The organism is Chryseobacterium sp. FR054, from assembly GCF_056844565.1.
In genome coordinates this window covers 194,811-208,564 of sequence record NZ_JBXDSA010000005.1, presented here as the reverse complement: position 1 = coordinate 208,564, position 13,754 = coordinate 194,811, and the positions used below count along the sequence as shown (strand labels likewise).

Here is a 13,754-nt window from a genome sequence, read left to right as displayed (position 1 = left end):
AATATAACAATGTAACAATCTAACAGTATAACAATTTTAAAAGTTTTTTGAATTGTTAGATTGGTCAATTTTTAGATTGTTACATTGTTTATTTTTTAAAAATAAACTTATGTACACAGAATTAACCGAAGATACATTACAGAATATTGTAAACGATAACGAAAAAGTAGTTGTTCAGTATGGTGCCACATGGTGCGGAAACTGCAGAATTATGAAGCCGAAATTCAAAAAATTAGCCTCAGAAAACGAAGCAATTCCTTTTTTATACGTAGATGCAGAAAAACTTCCTGAAAGCAGAAAGCTGGCTAAAGTAGACAATCTTCCGACTTTTGCCATCTTCAAAAACGGTGAACTGGTTAACCAGGTACAATCTAACCAGGCAGAAAGTTTAATTAATCTTTTTAACGAATTATCATAATGAAGTTACCCATAATAAGACAGTTTTATCAGAACCAGACTCCGGAAAACCTTGAAAAAACACTGGAAGTCCTGGAAAGCTTCTGCGAATTCAGGGGAACCAGCGAAGAAGACCTTAATGTAGCAGGAGAATTAATTACCAATATCTGCGGTGCTCTGGAAGTACACGCTAACGTACAGAACGGAATGAGCGAAAAAGATGCTTTAAATTCTTTTGCCCAAAAGGTGCTTGGCTCAATCGACAAATAAATTCTGATTATTACCCGGTTTAATAATTAGAATATTACATAAAACACAACTTCTGAAAAACCCAATTGTTCCAATAAAATCCCGATGAATTGCCATCAGGATTTTTTGGATTCCTGAAGACAAGGACTGTAAATTCTTCACAAACAGCACAATCCAATCATTTAAATACATTCAATCAACAGAGTTGATTCCATATTTTATTTCCTTTAACTTTGAATCGAAAAAAACAGCTCGTTGATTTGGTAGATTGAGCAGATTTTTGTTGGATTTACGCAATGGAGCAAGGATTTTTTTATCATTATGCTGCTTTTAAGGCGCAAGAAAATCCAAGATTTTCAGCAAGTTTTTTAAAACTGCAACCGATTGTTTTAAGATTAAAAACAGCCGAAGGCTAATCCTCCACTTCTTCGAATCAACGGAGTTGGTTCTACACTTTGCTCCCTTTAAATATGCATTGCCTAAAAGCAAAAGCTTTGCGTCAAAAAAAATAGCTCGCAGATCAGGCTGATTGAGCAGATTTTTGTTGGATTTACGCAATGGAACAAGTTTTTTTTCACCATCATACCGCTTTTAAGGCGCAAAAAAATCTAGAATTTCCAGTAAGATTTTAGAACTGCAACTGATTATTTTAAGATTAAAAACAGCCGAAGGCTAATCCTCTGCTTCTTCGAATCAACGGAGTGGATTCTACACTTTGCTCCCTTTAAATCTGCATTGCCTAAAAGCAAATCTTTGCGTCAAAAAAAATAGCTCAAAGATCAGGCTGATTGAGCAGATTTTTGTTGGATTTACGCAATGGAGCAAGGATTTTTTTATCATTATGCTGCTTTTAAGGCGCAAGAAAATCCAAGATTTTCAGCAAGTTTTTTAAAACTGCAACCGATTGTTTTAAGATTAAAAACAGCCGAAGGCTAATCCTCCACTTCTTCGAATTAACGGAGTTGATTCCACACTTTGCTCCCTTTAAATCTGCATTGTCTAAAAGTAAAAGCTTTGCGTCGAAAAAAATAGCTCGCGGATCAGGCTGATTGAGCAGATTTTTGTTGGATTTACGCAATGGAACAAGGTTTTTTTATCATTATGCTGCTTTTAAGGCGCAAGAAAATCCAAGATTTTCTGCAAGGTTTTTAGAACTGCAACCGATTATTTTAAGATTAAAAACAGCCGAAGGCTAATCCTCTGCTTCATCGAATCAACGGAGTTGGTTCTACACTTTGCTCCCTTTAAATCTGCATTGTCTAAAAGTAAAAGCTTTGCGTCGAAAAAAATAGCTCGCGGATCAGGCTGATTGAGCAGATTTTTGTTGGATTTACGCAATGGAACAAGGTTTTTTTTATCATCATACCGCTTGTAAGGCGCAAGAAAATTCAAGATTTTCAGCAAGTTTTTAGATTGGTGACCAATAAATAGCCGAAAGCTAATCCGTCGCTTCATCGGATCAACAGAGTGGATTCCTCACTTTGCTCCCTTTAAATCTGCATTGTCTAAAAGCAAAAGTTTTGCGTCGAAAAAATAGCTCGCAGATCAGGCTGATTGAGCAGATTTTCTTAGACATAAAATGAAAAGCTTATACTGATCAATTGACAAGATTACATATATTTAGAAAAATAAGCCAGACAGCCATCATCAGCATATCAGTAAAAGATCCGTTCATCCGCGGCAATAAAAAAATCCCGATGAAAATCATCAGGATTACAGTATTCGTATGAAATAAATGAGATCTTTCGGCTCATCATTGATTCAAATTAACTTCTTCTGCTCATTAAAATTCTCAGAATATACCAGAATAAAAGCATGATAGAGGCAAACAGCTGTAAAGCAGCTCCTACATACTGCCCTGTGGTATAAGTATTCTTAAGCTTGCTTGTTTCGTACAGGATACTTGCGGAAGCCAGAAGCACCATTCCTACGGAGAACCAAAGCCCGAGATTGAACCCGAAAACAGCTCCGGCCACAATCAGTCCGATGGCAATAAACCCACCGATCACAATTATATTTCTCAAAAAAGAAAAATCTTTGTTTGACATAAAAGCAACCAGTGAAAGCCCTGCAAACATTGAAATCGTAAGCATCGCTGCCTGAAAGATCACATTCACACCAGCTGAATTAACGGCAATATAGATCAAAGGTAAAAAGATCACCGCCTCAAGCAGGATATAAAACCCAAGACCTAAATATTGTGTAGACCTGCTCTGCGACAGAGACCACTTATTAGCCAGAATGGAGGCCAGCCAGAACACCCCGATAATGAGTAACCAGGTATATTTCTGTCCGAACATCATGGCAATCAGTTCTACCGGAACGGTTTTTAATAAAATAGTTTCAACCCCTATAAAAGCAAGGACTGATAAAGCAACGTGTAAATACGTTTTCCTGTAAAAGTCCGCTTTTTCCACTTCCGAGGAATGCGCAACTAAAGAATCTGTCATCATAGTTAAAATTTTTTATGTATCGAAAATAAAAATTACTTGTTATTCACAGGCATTACTCCGAGAATCTTTCCGTCCTCTTCAAATACAGCACTTACAGCCTCTTTGTTGGAAGAATCGCCAGCGTATCTGTATTTAAGATTCGGATATCCTTCACCGTCTGCGGTCATATGATATCCGGCTTTCAGAAGTTCCAGTTTTTTGCTGTAATCAATACCTTCCCTTACTTTTTTAAGGACATCATCAGTAACGATATTCTTTACTTTATCGGAAAGCAAGGCATCAATAGCAGTACGGTCTGACACTTTTACCGCTGCAAGAAATTTCACAAGGTTTTCGTTATACATTTTAGCCTTGTCCTTACTCAGCTCAGTTGGTATTTCTTTTTTCGGGCGCTCAACCGTTATATTTGTTACTTTCTGGGCAAACATGAAGGGAGCAGCAGCCAGCGCAAATCCTAAAAATAATTTTTTCATAAGTTTTATTTTGTTATTGGATGAAATAAGTGAGTTAAGATACGAAAAATCATACTACTTCCAAAAATTTCATGGTATCTACATTATCAGCGTAAGTATCAAGAGCCGGATGCTGTGCTTCTCCAAACGGAACAGCTTCCAATCCTACATCTTTCTTAGCCACTACACACTGAATATTTTCTTCGTTTTCAGCGATAAATTCCTGAACATCATCCAAAGAAGTGTATCTGCTGAAATTAATCACAGAAAGCGGACTGAAAAGTTTATCATCTTCCTTCAGCATCACAAAATTATTATCCCAGAACTGCTCCTGATTCAGAAGATACACTGCTCTGTTATAATCATAATTGTTAGCGTATTTATTATGATGGATAATATCCTGAAAGCCCAGAAAATTCTCAAACAGTCTGTCGATCACAAAATCCTGCGGAATAAAGATACGGGTTACATTCCTGCATCCCAGACCGAAATAGCGGAAAATATCCTCAGCAAGAAGCTGCAGTTCCCCATCGGTTTCATCACCTTTCAATACCGCAACAGAAGTCCTGTTTTTGCGGATAATACTGGGATGGTCTTTAAAATAATATTCAAGATATCTGGCAGTATTATTACTTCCCGTTGCAATAACCGCATCAAAACCTTCCAGTCTCTCCACCAGTTCAAACGGAATTTGCCCTTCTGAAAACTCATTCCATTTTTTCAGCAGGAACGGAATCATATATTTATCTTTTGAAGACAGTTTAATCAGCGGAATATGCCCGCTCAAAACCACAGAGATTACATCATGAAACCCTACCAGCGGAATATTTCCGGCTAAAATAAGTCCGACTCTGCGGGCAGTCTTTGAAACAGAATAATTCTTAAGCCATGCACTGATATTTTCTTCCGTCAGCAGCTCTGTCCATTGTTTCAGGGCAAATTTCTGATTATCAACAGTAAACCACGGATTTTCAATTTCTGATTTTCTCAGCAATAATTCAAATTCTGAATCATTTTCATTCTCATCAGCCTGATCCTTTATCAGAAACGCTTTTATATAGTCACTTAACTTAATAAGTCCTAAAACTTGATTTTCGGTATTCATAATTACTTTACAATTGGGGAATATTTTGTAATTTTGTGCAAATTTAAAAAAAATTAGCGATGGCTATTAAAATAACTGATGAATGCATTAACTGTGGGGCCTGCGAGCCGGAATGCCCTAATAATGCAATATATGAAGGAGCCGTAGATTGGAAAGCTTCTGAAGGTACTACTCTTCAAGGAACTGTAACACTGCCTTCGGGACTTACTGTAGATGCTAATGATCCGCAGGAACCTGTAAGTGACGATGTGTATTTCATTGTCACTGACAAATGTACGGAATGTAAAGGCTTCCATGAAGAACCGCAATGTGCCGCAGTATGTCCTGTGGACTGCTGTGTTCCGGATGAGGACCACGTAGAATCAGAAGAAGCCCTGCTTAATAAAAAAGCATTTTTACACGGTGAATAAAAAACGCCGTCTCATGGCGATGAGACGGTTTTTTTTACTATAAATATCAAGAAATCTAGTAAAATTTTAATAATGAAACCGCAAGTCTGTTCTTGCACAAAAAAACAACACTATGAGCAAAAAGCATAATTTCAGCGCAGGACCATGTATTTTACCTCAGGAGGTATTTGAAAAATCCGCACAGGCTATTCTTGATTTCAACGGAATCGGACTTTCTCTTCTGGAAATATCCCATAGAAGCAAAGATTTTGTTGCAGTAATGGATGAAGCGCGTGCCATCGTAAAAAGGCTGATGAACCTGGGCGATGAGTATGAAGTCCTTTATTTGGGAGGCGGTGCCAGTATGCAGTTTGCTATGGTGCCTTACAACCTGTTGAAGACAGACGGTAAAGCAGCCTATCTGGATACAGGAACCTGGGCAGCCGGAGCTATTAAAGAAGCTAAAAAATTAGGAAATGTAGATGTAGTAGGTTCTTCCAAAGAAGAAAACTATTCGTTCATTCCGAAGAATTATACGGTAGGTTCAGAATACGATTATTTCCACTGCACCTCAAACAACACAATCTATGGAACTCAGATGAAATCCTTCCCTGAAGTGGATACCCTGATGGTATGCGATATGAGTTCTGACATCTTCTCAAGACAGCTCGACTTTTCAAAGTTTGATCTGATCTATGCAGGAGCTCAGAAAAATATGGGACCTGCAGGCGTAACGCTTGTGGTGATAAAAAAAGAAATCCTGGGAAAAACAGGAAGAGAAAATATGCTTTCCATGCTGGATTATTCGCAGCATATTTCCAAAGAATCCATGTACAATACCCCGCCGGTATTCCCGGTTTATGCCTCTCTTCTTACCCTTCAGCATCTTGAAAGCAACGGAGGAATCGCGGCTGCCGAACAGAGAAACGAAGCCAAAGCAAAATTATTATATGACGAAATAGACAGCAATCCTCTGTTTGAAACATTCTGTGTAAAAGAAGACCGCTCCCTGATGAATGTCTCCTTTAAATTAACAGATGAGAGCAAAAAAGAAGAGTTTGACAATGCCTGGAAAGCTGCCGGAATCAGTGGTCTTAACGGACACCGAAGTCTTGGAGGTTACAGAGCCAGTCTTTACAATGCCCTGACAATAGAAAGTGTACAGGTATTGGTGGACGTGATGAAATCGATCAGGTAATTATAAAAAAACTCAAAGATTGAAAGATCTGACGCAGTTCATTTAAATTTATTAATTTGCGGCCCGATTTAAATATTTTAAATAAACCGGATTTTTTAATCTTTAAATCCAATAACACATGAAAGTTTTAGCAAACGACGGAATCTCAAAAACAGGAGAACAGGCACTTAAAGAAGCGGGAATTGAAGTCCTGCCCAACAGAGTGGCCCAGGATCACGTTATTAATTTTATCAATGAAAATAATGTGGACGTTCTTTTAGTGAGAAGCGCCACGAAAGTAAAACAGGATCTGATTGATGCCTGCCCGGGCCTGAAAATTATCGGACGCGGCGGTATCGGAATGGATAATATTGATGTAGATTACGCCAAAAACAAAGGTATTAAAGTCATCAACACGCCTACTGCTTCTTCAAAATCTGTGGCAGAACTGGTTTTCGGACATTTTTTTGCCCTGGCAAGATTCCTTCATGAATCGAACAGGCTGATGCCTCTGGAAGGGGAAACCCATTTCAACGCCATGAAAAAGTCATTCAGCAATGCGTATGAACTTTCCGGCAAGACTCTGGGAGTAATCGGCTTTGGAAGTATCGGACAGGAAGTAGTGAAGATGGGAATCGCTTTGGGAATGAAAATCAAAGTACTGACCAAAAACCCGAAAACAAAAAAACTTACCCTTGATTTTTTTGACGGACAAAGCCTGGATTTTGAGATCAGCTCTACCAACGATATGGATTCTTTCCTTAAAGACACAGATTTCATCAGCATCAATACTCCAAAGACGAACGAATATATCATAGACACGCCTCAGTTTGAAAAAATGAAAGACGGAGTCTACATTGTAAACACTGCAAGAGGCGGAGTGATCAATGAAGTAACCCTGATAGACTTCATCGAGTCAGGAAAAGTAGCAGGAGCAGCACTGGACGTTTTTGAAAACGAACCCAACCCGGAACTTCCCTTACTGATGAACCCCGCACTGTCCCTTTCTCCTCACGTAGGCGGAAACACGGTAGATGCACAGGAAAAAATCGGGGCTGAACTTGCGGAACAAATTATTAAGCTACAAAAAGAAACTATAAAATAAATATGCCTGTTTTCAAACCTTTTCGTGGAATAAGACCTCATAAAGACCTTGAGAGTACTTTCCCTACCCACCCTCTGGATAATTTTACCCAGGAGGAAATTGCGGAAAAAGCTCAAGTAGAGAATACTTACATCAATATGATAAAACCGTATGTGGTAAGTAAATCCAAAGATATCGACCGGAACTTACGGAAGATCCGGTCTACATTTGAAGAACTTCTGGAGGATAAAAAACTCGTCCAGGACAATTCTGCATACTATCTTTATGAGCAGATCTACCCGAACAAACAAATTTTCAGAGGCTTACTCGGATTAGCCAGTATTGAGGATTTCTTGAACGGAAAGATCAAAAGACACGAAAGTACCATTCCTCAGAAAAAAGAAAAACTGGCTCACTATCTGGAAAAAGTAAGTCTTCAGGCAGAACCTGTACTGCTTACCTACCCTTCCAATTCCAAGATTGAGCTCCTGATGAATCATGAGGAAAAAAACGTACCGATCTTCAACCATGTGGATTCTATCGGGATCAGACATAAAATCTGGAGAATAGATAACCGTCTGAAACTTCAGCAGTTTAAGGAAGTGATTGATCAGATCGATTCATTCTATATTGCAGACGGCCACCACAGGATCGGCTCCACAGCATTGAATGCCAAACGTCATAAAGAAAAAAACAAAAAGCATAACGGAACAGAGGCATATAATTTCGTTTACAGCTTTATAGTTTCCAACCAGTCTATTAAGATTCATGATTACAACAGGATTCTGAGTGATCTTAACGGTCTTTCAAGTGAGGAATTCCTAAAAGAACTTGAGCAGTATTTCCTGATCCACGAAAAAGGAGAAGCATCTTATTTCCCTTCACAGAAGTTCCACATCTCAATGTATCTGGACGGCAAATTTTATTCACTCCACGTAAAGCACGATCTCCGTTCAAAGGAAATGTCTCTGGATAATCTGGATCACCACCTTCTTGATAAATATATCTTTAAAAATATCCTGAAAATAGAAGATCCTGACAGCTCTGAGAAAATTACCTATATAAAAGGGACATCCAACATCGAGGGCATCAACATTTTAAAAGAAAAGGTAGAAAGCGGTGAAGGCAAGGTGGGCTTTGGAATTTATCCTGTAAGTTTCAATGATATGATCAGAATTTCAGATCTGAAGCTCAGTATGCCTCCGAAATGTACATTCATTGAACCGAAATTGGTTACAGCACTCTTAATGTATGATATGAAACCTTAATAAATTCCTATTTTTTCCCTACTTTTAACATCGGAAAAAGAAAGGTAAATAAAAAATGAAAAAAATCTTCATTATACTTCCACTCTTTTTGAGTGGATTTTTATTTTCTCAAAAAAAGCCACAGAAAAAGCCTGCCGGAAAATCAGCGATTCCTGTAAAATTAAATTATCACGACGAATTTAAAAAAATCTCGGACGAGATTATGACCAATGGCAGAGCTTATGATCATCTTGGAGAACTCACAAAAGGGATCGGACCGCGGTTCAGTGCCACTCCCGGCTATGCAAGAGCAGTAGAATGGGCTGAAAAAAAATTCAAAGATATAGGTATTGATATGATCTGGAGACAGGAAGCCAAAACTCCGGTCTGGATCAGAGGGAAAGAATCTTTACAGATAAAAGCAGGAAATGGAGACTGGAAAACCATCAGAATGCTTTCTTTCGGAAATTCTGAAGGAACAGGCGGAAAAGATCTGACAGGTGAAATTGTCTTGATCAATTCCACTTCCGAGCTTAATGCCATGTCAATAGGCCAGCTAAAAGACAAAATAGTTTTTGTGAACGTTCCTATGGACCCGAAAATCATTAACACAGGCGATTCCTATCTGCTTACGGCAAAATCCAAATTAATTTCCGCTTCCGTAATCGCTAAAACAGGAGCAAAAGCATTAATCATAAGATCATTGACAACTGCTGATGATGATACTCCTCATGCCAAAATGATTTATTATGAACCGGATGATAAAGTTAAAATTCCGGCCTTATCCATAGGGGTAAGATCAGCAGATGAACTGGAAAAAACACTGAAAAAACAAAAAGTTACGGCTAAAATCAATATGACGGCCGAATCCAAGGGAGATACAACCAATCCTAATATTATAGCTGAAATTCAGGGTAAAAAAGATTCTAAAGTTATTGTTTTGGGCGCTCAGCTTGATTCCTGGGATATCAGTGAAGGGGCCATTGATGACGGAACCGGAGTGGTTCAGTGTATCGAGGTTTTAAGAACACTGAAGGCTCTTGGCTATGAAAATAACCATACCATCCGGGTAGTTCTGTTCGCCAACAGTGAAAACGGAGGACAGGGCCGTGAAATGTATGCCGCTTATGTGAAAAAGAAAGAAGAAAAGCATGTATTTGCTCTGGGAACAGATGCAGGGGGCTATTCTCCGCGGGGCTTTTCTTTGGATATGTCTCCTCAGAGAAGAAGACTGGTTTATCCCTGGAAAGAATATTTTCTCCCTTACGGGGTGTATGATTTCGACCAAACCGATGCCGTTCAGGATATCTCTCCTTTAAAGAAACAGGATATTCCTTTAGCAGAGCTTGTTGTAGATACCCAAAGATATTTCGATTACCATCATTCCGAACAGGATACGTTCGACAAAGTGAATAAAAGAGAACTTCTTCTCGGAGCCGTTGTGATGACGCAAATGATTTTTATGGTGGATAAAAACTGGTAATATGAAAAAGAGCATCAGCTTACCACTTTTCGTACCGGGAATGGCGCTCTTTCCGGACAAACCAAAGAAAATTCCACACAGTTCAGCAGAATCTCCACAGAAATTCTGAACAACGGAAAAGGATATCCCGAACTGAGAGTACTCACCCAGATCATCACCCGCCGTTTAAGCGGTTCAGGCTTATGAAAAATCCGTACAATGGTGATGACACAACTTATTTATATAATTGATAAAAATTGGTAACAATGAAAAAGATATTAGGAACCTCATTATTGCTTTTCGGAATGATTGCTTTTGCCCAGACCAAAGAAGATTCCATACAGTTCAGTAAAATCTCCAATGAAATTTTAAACAACGGAAAAGGTTATACCGATCTGAGAGAACTCACCAAAAACATCGGACACCGCCTAAGCGGCTCTGAAGCCTATGAAAAATCTGTGAAATGGGCAGAACAGAAACTGCGCGAAGCCGGAGCTGATAAAGTATGGCTTCAGGAAGTGATGATCCCGGTCTGGGAAAGAGGTAAAGAATCCCTCCAGATTAAAGCGGCAGACGGAAAATGGAAAAACCTGAAAATGCTATCCCTCGGAAACTCTGAAGGTACCGGCGGAAAAGATGTATCGGGAGAAATCATCATGGTAAAATCTATGGAAGAATATGAAAAACTTCCGGCAGAAAAAGTAAAAGATAAGATTGTTTTTTTCAATTACCCGTTCAGCCAGTCTTTTGTGGAAACTTTCAGAGGCTATGGTGATGCGGCCAAATACAGAGTAAATGCAGCTTCATTAACTGCTAAGAAAGGCGGGAAATTTGCCATTATCAGATCCCTGTCTTCAGCTTTTGATGATGTCCCCCACACAGGAGCCATGCGCTACGAAGACAGGATCACCAAAGTTCCGGCAGCAGCTATCGGAAATACAACTGCTGATGAACTGGAAGCCCTCCTGAAAAAACAGAAGGTTACGGCCAAACTTAATTCCAACTGCGGGATGAAAGGTGAAAAACTCTCCTATTCCGTTATTGGTGAAATTACCGGTAAAAAAGACAACAGCGTAATCGTTGTAGGCGGGCACCTTGACTCGTGGGATGTGGGTGAGGGAGCCCACGATGACGGAGCCGGAATTGTACAGAGCATTGAGGTATTAAGGACCTTCAAAAAACTGGGTATTCAGAATAACCATACCATCCGGGCCGTATGCTTTGCCAATGAAGAGAACGGTCTGAAAGGCGGTCTCCAGTACGGGAAAACAGCTAAAGAGAAAAATGAAAAACATCTTTTTGCCATAGAATCCGATGCGGGCGGCTTTGCACCGAGAGGAATTGCAATGGAAATGGATGATGCCAGAAGAAACCAGATCAAAAGCTGGGCAAAATTATTTTTCCCTTACGGCGTTTATAACTTTGAAGGCGTATATTCAGGAGCCGACATCTCTCCGCTTCAGCAGATGGGCGTACCAACAGCAGAGCTTGTGCCGGATTCCCAGAGATATTTTGACATTCATCATACGGAAGAAGATACTTTTGAAAAAGTAAACAGAAGAGAATTGCTGTTAGGAGCAACCGCTATGACCCAGCTTATTTATATGATTGATAAGAACTGGTAAAATGATCACTTTAATTTATTGGCGCTCAAACATATCTGTCAGGGGCTGTTTGAGCGCATTTTTTATGATTGAGTTCTATTAATGTCCCGTTAAATGATTCTTATAGGTTTTGGCTAAAGCCCGATGGATTGTTTTTTATTATTTAGGCGGACTAAAGTCCGCCTCTATTGAATAAATTCTGCATATCAGGAGATATTTACCTGTATTTTTTCTCTCGCTGATTTCGCAGATATGGCAGATTTTTTATTTTGTGGGAAATATAAATCACAGATTTCTAAAGCTTCCGTAAACTTCTATACGCAAATTTTTAAACTTAAAAATGTCTTTTAAGCGTCAGTCTGTTGTGGTTAAAAAATCAATGCCACGGCTGCACGATCTTTTTTCTTTCGTAGATTTTACAGATTAGCAATATAAGTTTGGGCTAAAACTGTGGATCTTTTATTATTTAGGCGGATTAAAGTCCGCCTCTATTGAATAAATTCTGCATATCAGGAGATATTTACCTGTATTTTTTCTCTCGCTGATTTCGCAGATATGGCAGATTTTTTATTTTGTGGGAAATATAAATCACAGATTTCTAAAGCTTCCGTGAACTTCTATATTCAAATTTTTAAACTTAAAAATGTCTTTTAAGCGTCAGTCTGTTGTGGTTAAAAAATCAATGCCACGGCTGCACGATCTTTTTTCTTTCTTAGATTTTACAGATTAGCAATATAGGTTTGGGCTAAAACTGTGGATCTTTTATTATTTAGGCGGATTAAAAATCTGCCTGGAACTGTGCAATCTGCGGCAAATAAAAAGCATAGTCTTTTGGTTAAACAAAAGTATCTCACTTGCTTTTCAGCTTTTTTATTACCTTTTTATACTTATATTCAAACTGATCAAGAAAACTTTTCAAGGCATGCCTGAAACCTCCTCCCGATTCCCAGTTAACATCGAATTTCCCACCTTCTGAAGCGTAAGGAGGCAAATTAATTTTTGCGTGAAACATGGCCTTATGGTCCTTTACAGCAGCCAAATAATCAGGTTCAAAATTTGATTTTCTATAATACTGAATTTCAATAATAGTTTCATTCTTAAATGCTTTGAAGATATATAAATTGATATCATAGAGGTCATCATAATCCTTCCTTAAAATTGCAACAGCAGATTCTAACGACAATAATTTCTTAGAATTTTTTACTCTGTTTCCCGATATTCTCCTTTCAAATAAATTAGTTCCCGTCAGTTCATTGAAATCAGTCACAATAAACCGGATATTGGAAGAAATGGTATTCCAACAGCGGTCTTTTGCCAGCTTTAGAAGTTTTTCCAAAACGGTATTGATATCATCTTTTATGCTCTCAGAAGTCTTCATATATAGGAATAAGCTGTTCAGATATTAAATTAAAACCAGGTAAAAAATTCACTTTGGCATGAAATTGGCTACTAAAAATAATGAAAAAAAAATTATAAAAGCACAAAGATGAGAAAGGTTTTCTGCGGATCTTCAGTTTCCGCTGAGCCGGATTAAGGCGGTTCCCATATTTTTATATGATCCTTTTTCTTTAGATGCCGTATGCGCAGGAAAAGATAGTTACCATTATCAATTCCATTACGATGAATGCTGTGTACGGTATCATAAAGCTCATGAATCAACCCTACTGATTCAATATTGCTTTTAACACTATTCCGGTAAGAACATGAGTCTATCCGGTACGAATAATTATACGGTTTCAGAGATCGTGACCTTAGCCGAGTTCACCATGATCTTCCGACCTGATATGATAACGGAAACAGTTTCCGGACCGTTCTATGGAAGAACGGAAAAAATATGTATAACCCTTAAAAAGTGATTAATGATGAGAGACTTTTTGGAAATGATTTTTAAGAGAAATGAAGATGCTGCAAAAATGCATATCTGGAGCCTTGTGCTTCTTTTGAGCTTTGCTGTGTTTTCGGTATTGGTATATGTTGCCAATCCAGGCTTTAACAGCTTAATTGTTTATTTGACCGCATTTGCGGCTTACCTCGGTTTTGGAATTGTATTTATCAGTTCCCTTGCCGGAAAAATAAATTATTCGTCAAAAATGAACAAAGGCAGAAATCTGTAACTTTAATTCTTATTTTACTGAA

The 13,754-nt window shown here is 38.5% G+C and carries 13 protein-coding genes; 9 read left to right on the top strand and 4 right to left on the bottom strand.

From position 1 onward, the window contains the following. Positions 1–109 precede the first annotated feature (109 nt). Together AC106S_RS20005 and AC106S_RS20000 are read left to right on the top strand one after the other, a co-directional pair. A complete protein-coding gene (locus AC106S_RS20005; protein WP_062699051.1) occupies positions 110–418 on the top strand; it encodes a thioredoxin family protein in 309 nt (102 codons plus the stop codon). Then, positions 418–666, top strand: a complete 249-nt coding sequence (locus AC106S_RS20000; protein ID WP_100375496.1) for a DUF6952 family protein — start codon at positions 418–420, stop codon at positions 664–666. The genes AC106S_RS20005 and AC106S_RS20000 overlap by 1 nt, the downstream gene beginning before the upstream one ends. Before the next feature lie 1,745 nt (positions 667–2,411). Here the strand turns inward: AC106S_RS20000 and AC106S_RS19995 are convergent. Genes AC106S_RS19995 through AC106S_RS19985 form a run of 3 tightly spaced genes read right to left on the bottom strand, consistent with a single transcriptional unit; the run spans position 2,412 to position 4,655 of the window. Further along, positions 2,412–3,098, bottom strand: coding sequence for a Bax inhibitor-1/YccA family protein (locus AC106S_RS19995; RefSeq protein WP_482441436.1), 687 nt, complete (start codon positions 3,096–3,098; stop codon positions 2,412–2,414). 32 nt (positions 3,099–3,130) lie between these two features. Further along, positions 3,131–3,571, bottom strand: coding sequence for a peptidylprolyl isomerase (locus AC106S_RS19990; protein WP_482441435.1), 441 nt, complete (start codon positions 3,569–3,571; stop codon positions 3,131–3,133). Between the two features lie 49 nt (positions 3,572–3,620). Next, positions 3,621–4,655: an acyl-CoA reductase gene (locus AC106S_RS19985; RefSeq protein WP_482441434.1), complete on the bottom strand. Its 1,035-nt coding sequence runs from the start codon at positions 4,653–4,655 to the stop codon at positions 3,621–3,623. Between the two features lie 59 nt (positions 4,656–4,714). On the opposite strand from AC106S_RS19985, the gene AC106S_RS19980 reads away from it, so the two are divergent. The 6 genes from AC106S_RS19980 (at position 4,715) to AC106S_RS19955 (ending at position 11,639) form a co-directional block, all read left to right on the top strand. Then, a complete protein-coding gene (locus tag AC106S_RS19980; protein ID WP_062699046.1) occupies positions 4,715–5,065 on the top strand; it encodes a 4Fe-4S binding protein in 351 nt (116 codons plus the stop codon). Positions 5,066–5,177: 112 nt separating this feature from the next. Next, on the top strand, positions 5,178–6,242 hold the full coding sequence (serC, locus tag AC106S_RS19975) for a 3-phosphoserine/phosphohydroxythreonine transaminase (protein ID WP_482441433.1): 1,065 nt from the start codon (positions 5,178–5,180) through the stop codon (positions 6,240–6,242). Between the two features lie 118 nt (positions 6,243–6,360). Continuing rightward, positions 6,361–7,326: a D-2-hydroxyacid dehydrogenase gene (locus AC106S_RS19970; protein WP_482441432.1), complete on the top strand. Its 966-nt coding sequence runs from the start codon at positions 6,361–6,363 to the stop codon at positions 7,324–7,326. Between the two features lie 2 nt (positions 7,327–7,328). After that, complete coding sequence (locus AC106S_RS19965; RefSeq protein WP_482441431.1) at positions 7,329–8,573, top strand: DUF1015 domain-containing protein; 1,245 nt, start codon at positions 7,329–7,331, stop codon at positions 8,571–8,573. 55 nt (positions 8,574–8,628) lie between these two features. After that, complete coding sequence (locus AC106S_RS19960) at positions 8,629–10,035, top strand: M28 family peptidase (protein WP_482441430.1); 1,407 nt, start codon at positions 8,629–8,631, stop codon at positions 10,033–10,035. A gap of 245 nt (positions 10,036–10,280) precedes the next feature. Further along, positions 10,281–11,639: a M28 family peptidase gene (locus AC106S_RS19955; protein WP_482441429.1), complete on the top strand. Its 1,359-nt coding sequence runs from the start codon at positions 10,281–10,283 to the stop codon at positions 11,637–11,639. Positions 11,640–12,468: 829 nt separating this feature from the next. On the opposite strand, the gene AC106S_RS19950 is transcribed toward AC106S_RS19955, so the two are convergent. Beyond that, a complete protein-coding gene (locus AC106S_RS19950) occupies positions 12,469–12,996 on the bottom strand; it encodes a hypothetical protein (protein WP_482441428.1) in 528 nt (175 codons plus the stop codon). A 481-nt stretch (positions 12,997–13,477) separates the two neighbouring features. Here AC106S_RS19950 and AC106S_RS19945 point away from each other — a divergent pair, with 481 nt between their 5' ends. Then, positions 13,478–13,732, top strand: coding sequence for a hypothetical protein (locus AC106S_RS19945; protein WP_482441427.1), 255 nt, complete (start codon positions 13,478–13,480; stop codon positions 13,730–13,732). The last annotated feature ends 22 nt before the right edge of the window (positions 13,733–13,754 follow it).

Coding starts and splice junctions, on each gene's coding strand:
- AC106S_RS20005 (WP_062699051.1), top strand. CDS start 110: ATGTACACAGAATTAACCGAAGATACATTACAGAATATTGTAAACGAT.
- AC106S_RS20000 (WP_100375496.1), top strand. CDS start 418: ATGAAGTTACCCATAATAAGACAGTTTTATCAGAACCAGACTCCGGAA.
- AC106S_RS19995 (WP_482441436.1), bottom strand. CDS start 3,098: ATGATGACAGATTCTTTAGTTGCGCATTCCTCGGAAGTGGAAAAAGCG.
- AC106S_RS19990 (WP_482441435.1), bottom strand. CDS start 3,571: ATGAAAAAATTATTTTTAGGATTTGCGCTGGCTGCTGCTCCCTTCATG.
- AC106S_RS19985 (WP_482441434.1), bottom strand. CDS start 4,655: ATGAATACCGAAAATCAAGTTTTAGGACTTATTAAGTTAAGTGACTAT.
- AC106S_RS19980 (WP_062699046.1), top strand. CDS start 4,715: ATGGCTATTAAAATAACTGATGAATGCATTAACTGTGGGGCCTGCGAG.
- serC (WP_482441433.1), top strand. CDS start 5,178: ATGAGCAAAAAGCATAATTTCAGCGCAGGACCATGTATTTTACCTCAG.
- AC106S_RS19970 (WP_482441432.1), top strand. CDS start 6,361: ATGAAAGTTTTAGCAAACGACGGAATCTCAAAAACAGGAGAACAGGCA.
- AC106S_RS19965 (WP_482441431.1), top strand. CDS start 7,329: ATGCCTGTTTTCAAACCTTTTCGTGGAATAAGACCTCATAAAGACCTT.
- AC106S_RS19960 (WP_482441430.1), top strand. CDS start 8,629: ATGAAAAAAATCTTCATTATACTTCCACTCTTTTTGAGTGGATTTTTA.
- AC106S_RS19955 (WP_482441429.1), top strand. CDS start 10,281: ATGAAAAAGATATTAGGAACCTCATTATTGCTTTTCGGAATGATTGCT.
- AC106S_RS19950 (WP_482441428.1), bottom strand. CDS start 12,996: ATGAAGACTTCTGAGAGCATAAAAGATGATATCAATACCGTTTTGGAA.
- AC106S_RS19945 (WP_482441427.1), top strand. CDS start 13,478: ATGATGAGAGACTTTTTGGAAATGATTTTTAAGAGAAATGAAGATGCT.